This window comes from Sorangium sp. So ce185, from assembly GCF_051526825.1.
Taxonomy (GTDB): Bacteria; Myxococcota_A; Polyangia; order Polyangiales; family Polyangiaceae; genus Sorangium; species Sorangium cellulosum_D.
In genome coordinates this window covers 11,662,413-11,678,006 of the sequence record NZ_CP150316.1, presented here as the reverse complement: position 1 = coordinate 11,678,006, position 15,594 = coordinate 11,662,413, and the positions used below count along the sequence as shown (strand labels likewise).

15 protein-coding genes and 1 pseudogene are annotated in these 15,594 nt (G+C 73.1%); 8 read left to right on the top strand and 8 right to left on the bottom strand.

Annotated features, from left to right (window positions below):
• Positions 1–4: 4 nt before the first annotated feature.
• The 3 genes from WMF26_RS43050 to WMF26_RS43040 all read left to right on the top strand — a co-directional run bounded on the left by WMF26_RS43050 (position 5) and on the right by WMF26_RS43040 (position 4,623).
• Positions 5–2,110 (top strand): hypothetical protein, encoded by a 2,106-nt coding sequence (locus tag WMF26_RS43050; RefSeq protein ID WP_437997457.1) that lies wholly within the window; start codon positions 5–7, stop codon positions 2,108–2,110.
• Positions 2,111–2,443: 333 nt separating this feature from the next.
• Positions 2,444–3,304 carry a hypothetical protein gene (locus WMF26_RS43045; protein WP_437951888.1) on the top strand — a complete coding sequence of 287 codons (861 nt, stop codon included), beginning with the start codon at positions 2,444–2,446 and terminating at the stop codon, positions 3,302–3,304.
• A 122-nt stretch (positions 3,305–3,426) separates the two neighbouring features.
• Positions 3,427–4,623 (top strand): metallophosphoesterase, encoded by a 1,197-nt coding sequence (locus WMF26_RS43040; RefSeq protein WP_437333876.1) that lies wholly within the window; start codon positions 3,427–3,429, stop codon positions 4,621–4,623.
• A 15-nt stretch (positions 4,624–4,638) separates the two neighbouring features.
• Here the strand turns inward: WMF26_RS43040 and WMF26_RS43035 are convergent, their stop codons facing one another.
• The gene (locus tag WMF26_RS43035) at positions 4,639–5,343 is read right to left on the bottom strand and encodes a hypothetical protein (RefSeq protein ID WP_437997456.1); all 705 of its coding nucleotides are present in this window, start codon (positions 5,341–5,343) and stop codon (positions 4,639–4,641) included.
• Positions 5,344–5,475: 132 nt separating this feature from the next.
• Here WMF26_RS43035 and WMF26_RS43030 point away from each other — a divergent pair, with 132 nt between their 5' ends.
• Positions 5,476–6,846 carry an OmpP1/FadL family transporter gene (locus tag WMF26_RS43030; protein ID WP_437997455.1) on the top strand — a complete coding sequence of 457 codons (1,371 nt, stop codon included), beginning with the start codon at positions 5,476–5,478 and terminating at the stop codon, positions 6,844–6,846.
• A 40-nt stretch (positions 6,847–6,886) separates the two neighbouring features.
• Here the strand turns inward: WMF26_RS43030 and WMF26_RS43025 are convergent, their stop codons facing one another.
• Positions 6,887–7,684, bottom strand: coding sequence for a response regulator transcription factor (locus WMF26_RS43025; protein ID WP_437997454.1), 798 nt, complete (start codon positions 7,682–7,684; stop codon positions 6,887–6,889).
• Positions 7,685–7,743: 59 nt separating this feature from the next.
• On the opposite strand from WMF26_RS43025, the gene WMF26_RS43020 reads away from it, so the two are divergent.
• From WMF26_RS43020 to WMF26_RS43010, 3 genes are read left to right on the top strand one after another with little or no spacing between them, the layout of a single operon-like run.
• Complete coding sequence (locus tag WMF26_RS43020) at positions 7,744–8,820, top strand: DsbA family protein (protein ID WP_437997453.1); 1,077 nt, start codon at positions 7,744–7,746, stop codon at positions 8,818–8,820.
• On the top strand, positions 8,817–9,593 hold the full coding sequence (locus tag WMF26_RS43015; protein WP_437997452.1) for a 3'-5' exonuclease: 777 nt from the start codon (positions 8,817–8,819) through the stop codon (positions 9,591–9,593). Before WMF26_RS43020 ends, WMF26_RS43015 begins: the two co-directional genes overlap by 4 nt.
• 4 nt (positions 9,594–9,597) lie before the next feature.
• Positions 9,598–10,191 (top strand): hypothetical protein, encoded by a 594-nt coding sequence (locus WMF26_RS43010; protein WP_437997451.1) that lies wholly within the window; start codon positions 9,598–9,600, stop codon positions 10,189–10,191.
• A 13-nt stretch (positions 10,192–10,204) separates the two neighbouring features.
• Here WMF26_RS43010 and folK read toward each other — a convergent pair whose 3' ends face one another.
• From folK to WMF26_RS42980, 6 genes are all read right to left on the bottom strand, one after another.
• On the bottom strand, positions 10,205–10,702 hold the full coding sequence (folK, locus tag WMF26_RS43005; RefSeq protein WP_061623837.1) for a 2-amino-4-hydroxy-6-hydroxymethyldihydropteridine diphosphokinase: 498 nt from the start codon (positions 10,700–10,702) through the stop codon (positions 10,205–10,207).
• A 61-nt stretch (positions 10,703–10,763) separates the two neighbouring features.
• Positions 10,764–11,129 (bottom strand): hypothetical protein, encoded by a 366-nt coding sequence (locus WMF26_RS43000; protein WP_061623838.1) that lies wholly within the window; start codon positions 11,127–11,129, stop codon positions 10,764–10,766.
• Between the two features lie 91 nt (positions 11,130–11,220).
• Complete coding sequence (gene gshB / locus WMF26_RS42995) at positions 11,221–12,183, bottom strand: glutathione synthase (protein WP_020740608.1); 963 nt, start codon at positions 12,181–12,183, stop codon at positions 11,221–11,223.
• Between the two features lie 64 nt (positions 12,184–12,247).
• A complete protein-coding gene (locus WMF26_RS42990; protein WP_437951880.1) occupies positions 12,248–13,123 on the bottom strand; it encodes an anti-sigma factor family protein in 876 nt (291 codons plus the stop codon).
• Positions 13,120–13,755: a sigma-70 family RNA polymerase sigma factor gene (locus tag WMF26_RS42985; RefSeq protein ID WP_437333867.1), complete on the bottom strand. Its 636-nt coding sequence runs from the start codon at positions 13,753–13,755 to the stop codon at positions 13,120–13,122. The genes WMF26_RS42990 and WMF26_RS42985 overlap by 4 nt, the downstream gene beginning before the upstream one ends.
• 85 nt (positions 13,756–13,840) lie before the next feature.
• On the bottom strand, positions 13,841–14,584 hold the full coding sequence (locus WMF26_RS42980) for a polyhydroxyalkanoate synthesis regulator DNA-binding domain-containing protein (protein WP_437951879.1): 744 nt from the start codon (positions 14,582–14,584) through the stop codon (positions 13,841–13,843).
• A gap of 137 nt (positions 14,585–14,721) precedes the next feature.
• On the opposite strand from WMF26_RS42980, the pseudogene WMF26_RS42975 reads away from it, so the two are divergent.
• Positions 14,722–15,480: pseudogene (locus WMF26_RS42975) on the top strand (ABC transporter ATP-binding protein); the annotation flags it as partial.
• Between the last annotated feature and the right edge of the window lie 114 nt (positions 15,481–15,594).

Here is a 15,594-nt window from a genome sequence, read left to right as displayed (position 1 = left end):
ACCCATGAGCACAGAGCGCTCTTCTGCCCGTCCCCTCTCGTCTCGCCCTCACGCCCTCTCCTCGCCGCGCCGGCTGCTCGCGGCCGTCCTCGCCGCCGCGGGGCTCGTGGCGCTCCCGGCCCACGCGGTCGGCACGCGCAGCTTCGAGCTCAAGTCGCTCGAGGACCTCAAGGGCGGAGATCTCACCGGCGTCAGCGTGGACTCGAACGGCACCGTGCGCGCCGGGCTGACGCTCGCCGCGACGCCGCTGCCGGACGCGACGTCCGTCTGGAGCTCCGTGGTGCTGCCCGACGGCACCGTGCTGCTCGGCACGGGCAACGAGGGGAAGATCTACAGCGTCTCGGGCGGCCGGGTGACGCTCGCGGCGACGACCGGGCAGATGGCGGTCAGCGCGCTCGCGCTCGCGGAAGGCGGCGACGTCATCGCCGGCACGTTCCCCGAGGGCAAGCTCTACCGCTTGCCGCGCGGCGCCGGGAACGGCGGCCCGGCCAAGCTCTTCGCCGAGCTCCCGCAGACCGAGGACGTGTGGGGGCTCGCCTACGACCCGAAGGCGAAGGCGCTCTACGCCGCGACCGGCTCCGAGGGCAGGCTGTTCCGCGTCGACGCCGCGGGCAAGGCCCAGGTGTACTTCGACAGCGACGAGCCGCACCTCGTGAGCGTCGCGGTCGCGGACGACGGCGCCGTCTACGCCGGCTCGAACGGCAAGGCGCTCCTCTACAAGCTCACGGCGCCCGGCCGCGCGACCGTGCTCCACGACTTCGACGCGGACGACGTGAAGGCGATCGCGATCGCGCCGGGCGCGAAGGGCGGCGCGGTCTACGCCATCGCCAACAAGTACGCCGAGGCGTTCGCCGCCCCGAGGCGCAACCGGAGCGGGCCGCCGACCCCGCAGCCGACGCGGGCGCCGAAGCCCGGCAAGGGCGTGCTCGTGCGCTTCGATCGGAGCGGCGTCGCGGAGAAGATGATGAGCGACGACGATACGCACTACGTCTCGCTCGGCCTCGGCGACGACCTCATGCCCTACGTCGGGACCGGCGCCGAGGGCCAGCTCTACACCGTGAGCGACAACCACGTGGCGCGGCTCGTCGCCGACACCGACGAGCGCCAGGTCGGCGCCTTCGTGATGGCCGGGAAGCGCAGGTTCGTCGCGACCACCGACCCCGCCGTCTTCCACGAGGTGAAGGGCGTCGGCGGCGCCGAGGCGGTGTGGACGAGCAAGGTGCTCGACGCCGGGCTGCGGGCCGCGTTCGGGCGCCTCACGTGGCGCTCCGACGGCGCGCTGGAGCTCGAGACGCGCAGCGGGAACACCGACACGCCCGACAGCACCTGGAGCCCGTGGTCCCCGGCGCTCGCCGCGCCGGGGGACACGAAGAGCCCGCCGGCGCGCTTCGTCCAGATCCGCGCGCGCTGGAGCCGGGATCCGGGCGCCGCGCTCCGCGAGGTGAAGCTCTCGTTCGTGACCGACAACGCGCGCGCCGTGGTCACCTCGATCGAGGCGGCGCCGAAGGGCCAGACCAAGCCCCCTCGCACGAACCTCCCGCCGTCCGGCGGGGAGGCGCCGAAGCCGGTGAGCGCGCTCCAGCTGACGTGGAAGGTCGACAACCCCGATCAGGACGACCTGCGCTATCGCCTCTCGTACCGCATGGAGGGCCAGTCGACCTGGCGCAGCATGCTCAAGCCGGGCGAGAAGGTGACGCGCGCCGAGCACGTGTGGGACACGACCGCGCTCCCCGAGGGCGAGTACCGCATCCTCGTCGAGGCGAGCGACGAGCTGGCGAACCCGCCCGAGCGCACCCAGCGCCATAGCCTCGAGTCGGGCACCGTCCTCGTCGACAACACGCCGCCGGTGTTCCGGGCGCTGTCGCTGCAGGGGCGCCGGCTCACCGGCGAGGTGGCGGACGGCCTCGGCCCGGTCGCGCGCGTCGAGGTCTCGATCGCCGGCCTGGAGGAGTGGCGGCCCATCTTCCCGAGCGACGGCATCTTCGACGAGCCGGTGGAGCCGTTCGAGGCGGACCTCAGCGCCCTCGTGCCGCCTGGATCTCACCTGCTCGCGGTGCGCGCCTACGACAGCGCGGGCAACGTGGTCACCCGCGACATCGAGGCGCGGTAGCCGCCGTCCCATGCCGCCCTCGCCGATCGCCATCGCAGCGCTCGGCGCGACATGGGCGTCATGCTTGCGCCAGGAGCGCCGGCGACCGAGGCGCACCCGCGCCCGGCGCGCGCGCGGAACATGCGCGGAACATGCGCCCTGGCGTCGCGTCCACGGGGGCTCCTGCGTCCTGGAGAGCACACCCCGGGACGGCACATTCTGTGGATACCCGAGGACGACATGATAAGCTCGCTCTGCTTGTCCTTTTCTCGTGCCCCTGGAATGAGCTCCCCCCGCGCCCTTCTGGTTGTCGGTCTCGCCGCGATCTCGGCGTTTGCGGTCTCCGCGTGCGGGATGTCGGACGCCGCTTCCTCCGGCGAGGTGTCCAGCGATGATGGGGGGTATGGCGGGTTCAACTCGGGATACGGGGACGGGGGCGGGTCGGCCGCGACGGCCGGATCGGGCGGGACCCCGCCGTTCGATGGCGGCGGCGGCGGCGCCGTGGACGAGAGCGTCGATATCCCGGGGCCAACGGCGTCGCCGGACCCCTACACGCGCTTCGCGCACCTGTGCGGCGACGGCTGCACGCCGGGGGGCGATCCGACCGAGTGCTCGTCCAGCAGCGGTGATGGGTCCGGAACGGGGGGCACCACGGCGCAGCCGCTGCATTGCCAGCTCGTGCTCGGCGAAGGCGACGCGATCCCGAGCTGCCGGCCGGTGGGCCGCTACGCGGCGGGCGGCCCGTGCCACCGCGGCATGGACTGCGCGGCGGGGCTGGGGTGCGCGGCGGCCGACGGGCAGGGCGGGGTGTGCCGGCAGTACTGCTGCGGCAACGTCGAGAGCTGCGCGCCGGGCACGTACTGCGAAGAGCGATCGATGGCCGAGTCGCTCGCCGAGGGGAACACCCCGGTCACCATCCCGGTCTGCGTCCCCGCGACGAGCTGCGAGCTCCTCGACGACAGCGTGTGCCCGGCGGGCCTGACCTGCACGATCGTCCGCGAGGACGGCACGACGAGCTGCGTCGTGCCCGGCGACGGGCGCGCCGACGACCCTTGCCCGTGCGCGCCCGGCTTCGTGTGCTCGATGCTGACGAACCAGTGCAAGCAGCTCTGCCGGATCGACGGCCGATCGCAGGACTGCGGCGCGAACGCCAAGTGCCAGGGCGGCAGCACGGTCTACCCCCCTGGGTTCGGCGTGTGCGTCAGCACGATGTAGCTGCGGCCGGCCGGGGCCGCGCCGCGGGCCGGCCGGGGTCGCTTCGTGAAAAAATGTTGGCGCGCCGCGCTCCGGCGTGAATCGGAGCGGCGGCCGCGTCCGGCCGTGGTCATGCTGGACGCGTGCAGCGCCCCCTCCTCTCCTTCGTTCTTTTCATCGGCATCTTCAGCGCCATCGTGGCCGGCGTTCACTACTACCTCTGGCAGCGCCTGATCCGCGCGCCCGAGCTCGGCCCGCTCTGGCAGCGCATCGGCAGCGTCGCCCTGGTGGTGCTCGCGTCGCTGGTGCCGCTCGGCCTCTTTCTGAGCCGCGCGCTGCCCCGGCACATCGGCGGTGTCGTCGCCGGCGTCGTCTACACGTGGGTCGGGCTCGCCGTCCTGCTCTTCTTTCTCCTGCTCACCTCGGAGGTCGTTCGCCTCGGCGCCCACGGCGTCACCGCGCTCCTGAACCAGCCGCTCGACGGCGACCGCCGCACGTTCCTCTCCCGCGCCATCGCCGGCACGGCCGGCGCGCTCGCCGTGGGCTTCGGCGTCGCCGGCGCCGCGAGCGCCCTCGGCGAGGTCGCCGTCCGCCCGGTGCGCGTCCGCCTCCGCCGCCTCCCCGCGGCTATGTCCGGCTTCCGGATCGTCCAGCTCACCGACCTTCACATCGGCCCCACGATCGGGCGCGCGTGGCTCGAGCGCGTCGTCGCGCGGGTGAACGCCCTCGAGCCGGATCTCATCGCGATCACGGGCGATCTCGTCGACGGCTCGGTGGAGGAGCTCCGCGAGCACACCGCGCCGCTCGCCGCGCTGCGCGCCAGGCACGGGGTCTTCTTCGTGACGGGCAACCACGAGTACTACTCCGGCGTCGAGGCGTGGATCGCGGAGCTCGGCCGGCTCGGGGTGAGGGTGCTCCGCAACGAGCGCGTGTCGATCGGCGACGGCGACCACAGCTTCGATCTGGCCGGCGTCGACGACTGGAGCGCGCGCGGCATGGGCCGCGGCCACGGCCCGGATCTCGGCCGCGCGCTCGCGGGGCGCGACCCTTCGCGCGAGCTCGTGCTGCTCGCGCACCAGCCCAAGCAGATCCTCGACGCCGCGGAGCGGGGGGTGGGCCTCCAGCTCAGCGGCCATACCCACGGCGGTCAGATCTTCCCCTGGGGCCTCTTCGTGCGGCTCGACCAGCCTTACGTGGCCGGCCTGTCCTCGCACGGCGAGAGCCAGATCTACGTGAGCCGCGGGACGGGCTACTGGGGTCCGCCGATGCGCGTCGGCGCGCCGTCCGAGATCTCGTTGATCGAGCTCGAGGGCGCCGCCGTGACCGAGGCCGTGGCGTAGCGCGACCCAGATGGCCTAGAGCGGGCGCGCCGGGTCCTTCTTGCAGTTGATGACCGCCGCCGGGTAGCTGCTCGGATCGGTGATGCGCTCCATGGCGAAGGTCGAGCCCTTGAGGTCCAGGCTGATCGGCCTCGCCACGGTGCCGGTCACGGCGCCGCACACGAAGTCGGCGGGCGCGCAGAGCGTGCCCGACAGCGTGATGGTGGCCTCGAGCTCGCCGCCCGAGATCGGGTTGGCGTTGCCCGGCACGACGATCGTGGGCAGCTCCGCGGCGAACGTCCCGTCCTCGGACAGCGCGAAGGGGCCCACGTCGACCGACGGACCGGTGGGTGTCCGGCGATCGGCGGCCTCGAGCGGCTGGAAGGTCATCGAGAAGCTCAGTCCGTCGTCGCTCGCCTCGGTGGTCAGGTCGGCCACGAAGACGATCGGGGTTCGCGGGCTGACGCGCGCCGAGAGGTTGAAGAAGAACTCGCCATCGACGGCGCCTGGCTCCGGCGGACAGCCTTCCCCGCCGCCCCCCGTCCCGTCGCTGCCGCCGCCGCCGCCCGCCTGGTGTTCACGGACAGTGGTATCGCGAGCTTCGAAGTCACCGAATCTGCCCTCCGGGTCGGCGCACCCGACGAGGAGCGCGGCGGACGCGATGCAGGGAAGCGCGGCGGACGCGATGCAGGGGAGCGCGGTGGATGCGAGCGTTGTCCGGATGGAGCGGGAGAAAAGCATTTGACACCGTGCGAGAGGTGACATTTCACTCGATCGGGTCGAGCATCCCGCGACCCTCAGGGGACGCAACCCTACCATGCAGGGTCCGTCGCAGGCGCCGCATTCCTCCCCTCAGAATCGAGAACACCGGCAATGCCCATCCACCGCCACCGTCTCGCGCTCTCCGTCGGCCTCCTCGGCGGCCTTGTCTGGACCGCGCCTGCGTTCGCCGGCGGCTTCGCGACCGCGCGCTTCGGCGGCGAGCACGGCAACCCGATCACCAGCAATCCGACCGCGATCTACTACAACCCCGCTGGCATCGCCGAGAGCGAGGGGATTCACCTGTTCCTGGACGGAAATCTGGCGCTGCGCGCGGCCTCCTACACACACCCGCAGGCGCCGTCCGATGACGTGACCGCGCCGGGGGCGAACACGGGGTCGGCGAGCCTGCTCAACCTGGCCGCCTCGCCGATGCTCGGCGCGTCGGCCAAGCTCGGCGACCTGGCGCTCGGTGTCGGCGTTTACGTGCCCTTCGGCGGCGCTGCGTCCTGGAACACGAACGGCGCCTTCGAGGGAAATGGCGAGCTCGCCGGGCCGGTCGACGGGGTGCAGCGCTGGCACTCCATCGAGTCCGAGCTCCAGGCGATGTACTTCACGCTCGCCGCGGCCTACCGGATCCCGGCGCTCCGCCTCAGCCTCGGCGTCTCCGGGAACCTGATTCGGGCCCAGGTGAACACCGTCCGCGCCCGCAACGCCTCCGGCGACAACCTCCTTGCGACGGAGGGGCGCTCGCTGCTCGAGGTGAGCGGGCTGCACGGCAGCTTCGGCGTCGGCGCGCTCGTCGAGGCGGTGCCGGAGAAGCTCTGGATCGGCGCGTCGTACCAGTCGCGGCCGAACGTCACGGGGGGAGAGACCCTCGAGGGCACGCTCACCAACCGCTTCAACGGCGTCTCGAGCCCCCCGACCGACGTCGAGCTGCACCAGGACCTGCCCGACATCGTGCGGCTCGGCGCTCGCTTCGCCCCGGCCGAGCGCCTCGAGCTCCGGGTCTTCGGCGACTGGACGCGCTGGAGCACCATGGAAAACCAGTGCCTCACCATGGTGGGCGCGGCGTGCGAGATCCGGAGCGACGGCTCCGCCGCCGACCCGGCCGGCGTGGTGCAGAACATCGCCCGCCGCTGGAGCGACACGTTCGGCGTGCGCGCGGGCATCAGCTACTGGCCGCGGCCCTCGAGCGAGGTCTTCGGCGGCGTCGGCTACGACTCCAACGCGGTCCCCGACGACACCCTGGACCCCTCGGCCACCGATTTCCACGATGTCTCGTTCTCCGTGGGGGGCCGCTTCCAGGTCGTGGAGCGGCTGCACCTCGCCGCGTCGTACACGCACCTCTTCTACGTCGGCCGGGACACCACGGGGAAGAGCATCACCGCGGGCCTGGCGGGCAGCTCGCGGGCGCCCGACTCGGGCGGGATCTACACGCAGAACATCGGCGTGCTCAACCTCAACGTGGACGTCGCCTTCTGAGCGGCGCCGCGGGCGAGGCGCGGCGCCGCGGCGAGGCCGCTCACGGGGCGCTGCGCCGGGTCCGGCGGAGCAGGCTGAAGATCCGCGCCCCCAGCTCGGGGGCGCGGAACGGCTTCACCATGTAGTCGTCGGCGCCGCTGGCGAACGCGTAGACCATGTCCTGCGACGAGGCGTTCGCCGTCAGGAAGAGGACCGGCAGATCGCGGAGCCCTGGGTCCTGCCGCAGCGTCCGGCAGAGCTCGATGCCGTTCATCCTCGGGAGGTTCCAGTCGAGCACCACGAGGTGGAAGGGCGCGCTGTGGACGCGCTCCAGCGCCTCCTCCGCGCTGGCGACCGCGACGACGGCGAGCTCGACCGCCTCGAGCATCGTCGACAGCATCTCCCGGATCTGCGGATCGTCGTCGACGACGAGGATCCGCGAGCCCTTGCCCTTCAGCCGGAGCGGCGCGGTGGGCGAGGGGACCCGGCCCACCGCGCCGGCGCCCTTTCCGCCGGGGGGCGCGGCGGACCGGACCTCGGCCTCGGCGCGGACGAGCGCCGCCGCGTCGGTGTCGGGCATCGAGCCGGGGCGGGTCGCCTCCGTCCGCGCGAAGTGGGCGAGGCGGCGCCAGTCGCGCGGCTCGAACGTGAGCCGCGCCCCTTCGGGCGAGACGGAAGCGCACGCCGCGGCCGACGTCGCGCGGCGGTTTTCGCCCAGCTCGAAGACGGCGAGCACCCACTCGCCATCCGCGACGATCTCCCCCGCGGGCAGCCCGAGCTCGAGGTCGCCCTCCTCCGGATCGCCGACGATTCGCTCGAACTGCTGCAGATCCGGGAAGCGGTAGAGGACGCTCCGCACGCCTTGACGCTACACCCGCGCTAGCATCTCGCAAAGGGTCCGACTAAGCTCGCGCCGCGATGTCATTCCTGCGCTGGATGCCGCCGCTCCTCGCGTTGCTCTCGATCGGCGTCACGGGCTGTCCTGGCAACTCGGGCTCGAGCGAGCCCAAACCCGCCCCGCCCCAGGAGGTGTCGGTCTCGCTTCCGGGCGTGGACACCTCGTCGCTCACGCCCCGCGAGCGTCGAGAGTGGGCCGCCCAGGTCTCGGAGCTCCTCTCCCCCTGCCCGGACACGCCCGTGAACATCGCGCAGTGCGTGAAGGAGCAGCGCGCCTGTAAGGCGTGCCTCCCCGCCGCGCAGCTCCTGCTCAAGCAGGTCAAGGACGGCCGGTCGAAGAAGGAGCGCGAGGAGGCGTTCCGCATGCGCTTCGACGCGAACAAGGTGAAGACGCTCGCCACCGACGGCTCGCCCGAGATGGGGCCGCCCGACGCGCCGGTCACGATCGTCGAGTGGGCCGACTTCGAGTGCCCGTTCTGCCGGCTCATGTCGCCGCTGCTCGAGGGCCTCGTGAGCCGCTTCGACGGGCAGGTGCGGCTGGTCTTCAAGTTCTATCCGCTCCAGGCGCACGTCCACGGCGAGCCCGCCGCGCGCGCGGCGATCGCCGCGATGAACCAGGGCAAGTTCTGGGAGATGCACCACCTCCTCTTCGAGAACCAGGACAAGCTGGAGCAGGCCGACATCGAGCGCTACGCGCAGCGGCTCAAGCTCGACCCGGTGAAGTTCCGCGCCGACCTCGTCTCGACCGAGACGAAGGCGCGCATCGAGAAGGACAAGAAGCAGGCCGAGGAGGTCGGGCTCGAGGGGACGCCGCTCATCTACATCAACGGCCGCGAGGTCGACCTGCAGCTCCTCACGAACCCGGGTCAGGACCTCGAGGACTGGGTGAAGCTCGATCTGGAGCTCCTCGGCAAGACGCCGCGGCCGGCGCCGCCGAAGCCGGCCGGCACGGAGGCGGGCGCGCCCGACGCGCCCCCCTCCGGCAGCACGACCCCCGCCGCCAGCGCGACGCCCGCCGCCGGCGGCAGCGCGGCGCGCTCCGCGGCCTCTGCCGGCCCTGCCAAGCCCGCGCAGCCCGCCCAGCCGAGGACGCCTTGAAGGTCGCCGACCCGTGCGGCTGTTTCCCGACGGGCCGGCACTACCCTGGGATCGCGCACCTCCTCAAGGTGCGCGCCGTCGGCGTCGCGTCCGAGATCGACGCGGGCAGCGCCTGGATCGACCAGCCCATCGCCTTCATCGACGTCGAGACGACGGGGCGCGATCCCGCGGGGGATCGCATCATCGAGCTCGGCATCGTCATCGGCCGCTCCGGGGAGATCCTGACGCGCTACAACTGGCTCATCCATCCGGGGCGGCCGATCCCGGCGGAGAGCACCGCGATCCACGGGATCAAGGACGCGGACGTCGAGGGCAAGCCGTCGTTCGCCGAGGTCGCGGAGGAGATCCTCGCCTGCTTCAAGGGGGCGATCCCCGCGGCGTACAACGCCGCCTTCGACCGCTCGTTCCTGCTCGCCGAGCTCGAGCGCGTGGGCATGCGCCCGCGCGAGCCGCCGCCCGCGATGCGGCGGGAGGTCGACTGGATCGACCCGCTCACGTTCGCCCGTGAGCTCTACAAGAACGAGGAGAGCCGCGCCCTCGGCGACATGGCCGCTCGGCTCGGGATCACGCTGGACAAGGCGCACCGCGCGACGGACGACGCCGAGGCGGCGCTTCAGGTCCTGTACGCGCTCGCGAAGGATCCGCGGGTGCCTCGCGCCTACGGCGGCCTGATCCAGGAGCAGCGGCGGCTGGTCCGCCTGCAGGACGAAGCGCGGCGGCTCTGGCGGAAGGCTCCGGCCCCCGCGGCGCCTCCGACCACGAAGCCCAGCTGACGCCATGGTCGACGGGCCGAAGCGGCGCCTCCCGGTCGTCGGCAGCGGCCCGACGGCGGGGCCCGGCGCGCCGAGCGCGCCCGGCGCGGCGCCTCCCCGCGGCGCGACGGGCTCGCCGGAGAAGCGCAGGCTCCCGGTCCTGCAGGGCGGCGGCGGCGACGACGACGGCGAGGAGCGCCCGCCGTGGCACTGGATCGCGCTCGGCACGGTGGCGATCTTCATCGTGTGGCTGCCGCTCGCGGGGCTCGCGAACACGCTGCTGCGCCGGATGATCGAGCGGACGGGGGACGCCGCGGCGGAGGGGTCGGTGCGGCTCGCGATGGTGGGCCTCAACGCGATCGCGTTCGCGCTCGCCGGCCTCGCCGGCGGCTACCTCGTGGGGCGGTTCGGCGGTCGCGCCGGGCGGCGCGAGGCGGCCGCGAGCGGGGCCGTGGTCGCGGCGCTCGCGTGGGCGCTCGCGCTCGCCGAGGGCGCGCCGGCGGGCGCGCTGGGGTGGGCGCTGCTGCTCGTGGTGATGGTCGCGATCGGCGCCGCGGCGTCGTACGCCGGCGGCCGCGCTGGCCTCCGGGCGCGCGCCGGAGCGCCGCCCTCGAGCTGAGGGGCGCGCGCGCTCAGCTCGGATCGAGCCGGCGAATGGGCGCGCTCGCGTCGGGGAGCGAGGCGTACGCGACGGCGGTGCGCGGATCGCGCGCGTCGGGGGCGACGTCGAGCAGCGGCCTCAGCGCGAAGGCGCGCCCGCAGAGCCGCGGGTGCGGCACCACGAGATCGGGCTCGGCGACGACCTCGCCCTCGATCCAGAGCAGATCCAGATCGATCGTGCGCGGCCCCCACCGCACCGGATCGGGGCGCGTGCGCCCGAGCGAGCGCTCCACGGCGAGCGTGCGCTCGAGGATCTGGCGCGCGGGGAGCGACGTGGCGAGGAGCGCCGCGGCGTTCACGTAGTCGCTCTGCGGCGGGCCGCCCGCGGGCGGCGACTCGTAGCGCGACGACTCGCCGACCAATTCGAGCTCGGGATCCGCGGCGAGCGCGTCGATCGCGGCGCGGAGGGTGGCGAGGCGATCGCCGAGGTTCGACCCCAGCCCGATCACGACGCGCCTGCGGGATGTCATGGCGAGACCCTACCACGCCGCTCGCGGCGGTTCGCTGCGCGCGGCGGATCGGCGCGCGTCGTCACTCCGCCGGATCGGTCGCGCGGCGCCCGCCGCCGAGCCGCCGGCCTTCCGGGCGCGGCGGGAACACGCGCCGGTCCTCGGGGTTCCGGCGCGGGATGGGAGAGCGCCGCTCGACGGCCACGTCGCGCGGAGGCGGCTGAACGCCGCGCTGGAGCCCCACGAAGAGCTCGCGCATCTCCTCGAACGTCTCCGGCATGGCGGCGGCGACGGTCGCCGCGTGCGTCCGGCACAGGCTCAGCGAGCGCCCCTGGATGACCACGCGCGCCATCCTCGTCCTCGCGCGAGGATCCCCGGGCGCACCGCCCTCCCGCTCGACCAGCTCGCCGTCCTCGCATACGGCACATCGCTCGAATGACTCGCCCATGGGGGAGCCTTCGCAGAAGCGGGGCCTCAGGGCCAACTTCCCGGCGTACCGCGGATCCCGGGCGCGGGTCGGGATCCGTCCGCGCGGCGGATCACGCGCGCGCCGCTCGGCCGCGCGCCCGCTCCTCGGCCCAGGCGATCACCCTGTCCGCGGGATCGGTGCCGGTGAAGCGCCCGAGCTCCTGGATGCCGGTCGGGCTCGTGACGTTGACCTCGGTCAGGCGCTCGCCGATGACGTCGAGGCCGACGAAGTGGAGGCCGTCGGCGCGCAGGCGCGGCGCGACCGCGCGGACCAGCTCGAGCTCGCGCGGCGAGAGCTCCGTCGACACGACGCGCCCGCCGACGTGGATGTTCGAGCGGTGATCGTCGTCGCGCGGCACCCGGAGGATCGCGCCGAGCGGCTCGCCGTCGAGCAGCAGGACGCGCTTGTCGCCCTGGACGACGGCGGGCAGGTACTCCTGGACCATCGCGAGGCGGTGCCCCTCGTTCGTCATCATGTCCGCGATGGCGCGCGCGTTCTTGTCGCGCTCGCTGATCTGCAGCACGCCGAGGCCGCCCGCGCCGTCGAGCGGCTTGATCACCGCCAGGCCGCCGAGGGCGCGCACGAACGCGTGGATCTGCTCGCGGTCGGCCGTGACCAGCGTCTTCGGCGTCCACTCGGGGAAGTTCAGCGCGTAGAGCTTCTCGTTGGCGTCGCGCAGCCCGCGCGGGTCGTTCACGATGAGCGGGCAGCGCCGCGCGCGCTCCAGGAGCAGCGTCGCGTACAGGTAGCTGCGATCGAACGGCGGGTCCTTGCGGATGAAGATCGCGTCGACGTCCGCGAGCCGGAGCCGCCGCGGGCCCGCGGCGAGATCCAGCGAGATGTACGGCGGCGCGTCGCCGATGAGCACCGGGGTCGCCGAGGCGAGCGCCTCGCCGCCCTCGATCGAGAGGTCGCGCGGAAGGCAGTGGTAGCTCTCGTGGCCGCGCGCCTGCGCCGCGCGGATGAAGGCGAACGACGTGTCCTTGTCGTGCGTCACGCGGCTCAGCGGATCCATGACGAAGACGAAACGCATGCGGTCTCTCGCGGGATAGGGGAATGGAAGGGAGGGGGCGCCCGCTCGCGCGGGCGCGGGCGGATCACTGCATCGCGGCGAGGACGAGCTGCGTGCTGAGGTCGTCGCCGAGATCCGAGGCGAGCGCGTAGCCGACGCCGCTGTGCTCGGCGGCGACGACGGAGTAGCCGTTGATCTTGCCCACGTACACGGGGCGCTCGCGCACGACGCGCGGCTGCAGGATCGGCTGCGCCTTCTGCACCGGGACCGCGCGCGAGTTGAAGAGGTAGACCGTCACCCGGTGGTTGCCCCTCACGATGTACTGGAGCAGCGCGGCGCGCCGATCGCGCATCGTGTGCACGCGGGCGCCCATGAAGTTCACGGGCATCGACGGGAACTCCGGCCTGCGGACCGGCACGCCGACGAACGGATCGAAGCGCGGCAGGTCCTCCGGGTTGGTCGTCTCCGGCGGGAGCGGCTGCGCGTGCTGCGTGACGAGATCGTCGAGCAGGACCTCGACGCTCTCGGCGCGGGCGAGCTCGACGTCCGCCTTCGTGCTCGCCTTGGCCGTGTCCGCCGGGGCGGCGGCCCGCTCCCGCGTCACGCCGACCATGAACGCGACGCCCGCGGCCGCGGCGAGCGCGACGGCGTACCCCCTGTGCATGAGCCGCGGCCTCGCGTCGGCCGCCTGCGCCGCCGCGCGCGCCGCGCCGCGCGCCTGCTCGTGCGCCATGGCCGCGGCGATGCGCGCCCGCAGCGCGTCCGGGCACGCCGCCGGCTTCGCCCGCTTCAGGCTCGTCCGCAGCGAGCGCAGCATCTTCACCTGCTCGAAGCACGGCGGACACTGGACGAGGTGGGACTCGAGGTCGACCGCGTGGTCCGGATCCAGCTCGCCGTCGACGTAGGCCGACAGCGCGTAGTCGAACCGCGCGCAGCTCTCGATCGACTTCGCGGCGCTCATGCGACACCCCGCTTCCGCTTGCGGTACGCGTCCAGGTCGGCGGGCGCGTCCTTCGCCGCGTCGTCGCTGACGATGCCCATCAGCACCGCGTGCTCGCGCAGCGTCTTCTGGAGGAGCTTGCGGCCGCGGTGCAGCCGCGACATCACCGTGCCGATCGGGCACCCCATCGCCTCGGCGATCTCCTTGTAGGAGAGCTCCTCGATGTCCGACAGCACCACCGCCAGGCGGAACTCTTCGGGCAGCTCGTCCAGGGCGCGCTGCACCTCCGCCTCGATGAGGGGCGTGAGCGCCTGGGTCTCCGGATCGCGCATCGCGCGCATCGTCGTCGCCCCGACCCACCCGTCGGTGAGCGGCTCGGCGTCCGGCCCGTCGAAGATGCCCCGCTCGAGGCCCCCCCGGCGGTACCGGTTGATGAACGTGTTGGTGAGGATCCGCAGCAGCCAGGCCTTGAGGTTGGTGCCGGGCTCGAACTGATCCCGGGCGCGCATCGCCTTGACGATGGTGTCCTGGACCAGGTCCTCCGCCTCGGTCGAGCTCTTGGTCATCCGGCAGCTCACGCCGTACAGCGTGTCCAGATGACCGAGCAGCTCGATCTCGAAGGCGTCGGCGCGGCCCCCCTCGCAGCTGGCCAACGAAAGGTCCTGCGCTACGGACGCAGGTTTCTTGCTGAAGAAGAACGGCATGGGCTCGACGGGGGCAACAGGGGAACGGCCAGGGCTATTCCAGCCGGCTCTCGTCCCCCGGTCCCTCGCCCGCGGGTTCGTCCGCGGCGGAGCCAGCTTGAGGAGGAGCGGCGCCCTCGGCCCGTTCACCCGCGCGTTCCTGGAGCTTCGCCTCCAGCTCGTCAATGCGCTGCGAGAGGCGCTTGACATCGGCCTGAAGATCGCGGACCAGCCCGAGCCCCGGGAGGATGGCGCGGATGCGCTCGTCGACGGCCTGCTGCCACTGATCGAGCGTCTGCTTCGAGCTCTCGACGATCCCGCTCAGGCGCCCCTTCGCGTGGCTCGACTTGTCGGCGTCGAGCGGCGGGGGCGGCTGCGACCCCGGCGACGCGGACGCCGCCGGCTCCTGCGCGGGGGCCGGCGCCGCGCCGGGCACCGCCGCCCCGCCCTCGCCGGGGACCGCGCCGGGGATGAGCCGGCCGATCGGGCCCTCGCGCAGCTGCGACAGCAGCCGCTCGCCGCGCTCCTGGATCAGATCCCGCAGCGTGCCGAGCGGTACCGAGCGCGGCTGCGATTTGAGATCTTCCGAGATGATCAGCGCCAGCGTGACCTCGGTCTTGTCCTCCTTGGTCGCGTTGTCGATGATCTGGACCTCTTCGCCAGCCCGGACCATCTCCCCGATCTGCTGCAGGGTGACGTAACGACTGTCCTTCGTGTCGTAGAGCTTCCGATTGGAGTAGCGCTTAATAACGCGACGCGGTACCTCGCCGCCTCCCAGGGTCTCCTTCGCCGTTTCCATCTCCTCTACGCCTCGAGTCGATTGGACCACCGACAGATCGCTCGCGCAAGGAAAGATGACTCGATATCACTCATAAATTGGGCGACGTGCAGGAGCCGGCGATCGAGCTGCGAGACGTGGCGGCCAGCTATCCCACAGGGAGGCTGGCGCTGGAGGGGATCAGCCTGGAGGTGCGCGCGGGCGAGCTCTGCGCCGTCCTCGGGCCGAACGGCGCCGGCAAATCGACGCTGGTCCGGGTCCTCTCGGGGGCCCTGCGGCCGGCGCGGGGCGGGGCGACCCTGCTGGGCAGGCCGCTCGGCGGCATGGACCGGCGGGCGATCGCGCGGTGCGTGGCGGTCGTGCCGCAGGGGATCGCCTCGGCGCCCGGGTTCTCGGCGCGGGAGGTCGTCATGATGGGCCGCGCGCCCCACCAGGGCGCCTGGATGCGCGCCTCCCGCCGCGACGAGGAGGCGGTCGCCCGCGCCCTCGAGGCCTGCGATCTCGTGGAGCTCTCGGAGCGGCCGGTGGCCGAGCTCTCCGGCGGCGAGCAGAAGCGGGTCGCCATCGCCCGGGCGCTCGCGCAGGAGGCGCAGGTGCTGATCCTCGACGAGCCCGGGGCCCACCTCGACATCCGCCACTCGATCGAGGTCCACGAGGTCGTGCGCCGCGAGGTCGCCGAGCGGCGCCTCGCCTGCGTCGCGGTGCTGCACGACCTCAACGCGGCCGCCCAGTACGCCGACCGCGTCGCGCTCCTCAAGGCCGGGCGGCTCGTCGCGCAGGGCACCATCGAGGAGGTGATGACCTACCGCCGGCTCAAGGACGTGTTCGAGGCGGAGCTCTACGTCGGGGTGAACGAGCTCGACGGCAGCCGGTACTTCCTCCCCGTCCGGGGCGCGCGGCCAGGGGAACCCGGGTAGGGAAGCGCCGGGGCGAGGCCGCGCGGCGCGGAAGCGGCGGGCGTCGGCGCGGGCGCGGCGGCGTCGGCGCGGGCGCGGGCGCGGCGAGCGCCGGCGGCGGCGTCGGCGCGCCGA

Excerpts from the sequence above, each read along its gene's own strand:
- WMF26_RS43030 (WP_437997455.1), top strand. The coding sequence starts at position 5,476 with ATGCCCATCCACCGCCACCGTCTCGCGCTCTCCGTCGGCCTCCTCGGC.
- folK (WP_061623837.1), bottom strand. The coding sequence starts at position 10,702 with ATGACATCCCGCAGGCGCGTCGTGATCGGGCTGGGGTCGAACCTCGGC.
- WMF26_RS43050 (WP_437997457.1), top strand. The coding sequence starts at position 5 with ATGAGCACAGAGCGCTCTTCTGCCCGTCCCCTCTCGTCTCGCCCTCAC.
- WMF26_RS43000 (WP_061623838.1), bottom strand. The coding sequence starts at position 11,129 with ATGGGCGAGTCATTCGAGCGATGTGCCGTATGCGAGGACGGCGAGCTG.
- WMF26_RS42980 (WP_437951879.1), bottom strand. The coding sequence starts at position 14,584 with ATGGAAACGGCGAAGGAGACCCTGGGAGGCGGCGAGGTACCGCGTCGC.
- gshB (WP_020740608.1), bottom strand. The coding sequence starts at position 12,183 with ATGCGTTTCGTCTTCGTCATGGATCCGCTGAGCCGCGTGACGCACGAC.
- WMF26_RS43035 (WP_437997456.1), bottom strand. The coding sequence starts at position 5,343 with ATGCTTTTCTCCCGCTCCATCCGGACAACGCTCGCATCCACCGCGCTC.
- WMF26_RS43020 (WP_437997453.1), top strand. The coding sequence starts at position 7,744 with ATGTCATTCCTGCGCTGGATGCCGCCGCTCCTCGCGTTGCTCTCGATC.
- WMF26_RS42990 (WP_437951880.1), bottom strand. The coding sequence starts at position 13,123 with ATGAGCGCCGCGAAGTCGATCGAGAGCTGCGCGCGGTTCGACTACGCG.
- WMF26_RS43010 (WP_437997451.1), top strand. The coding sequence starts at position 9,598 with ATGGTCGACGGGCCGAAGCGGCGCCTCCCGGTCGTCGGCAGCGGCCCG.
- WMF26_RS43045 (WP_437951888.1), top strand. The coding sequence starts at position 2,444 with ATGTCGGACGCCGCTTCCTCCGGCGAGGTGTCCAGCGATGATGGGGGG.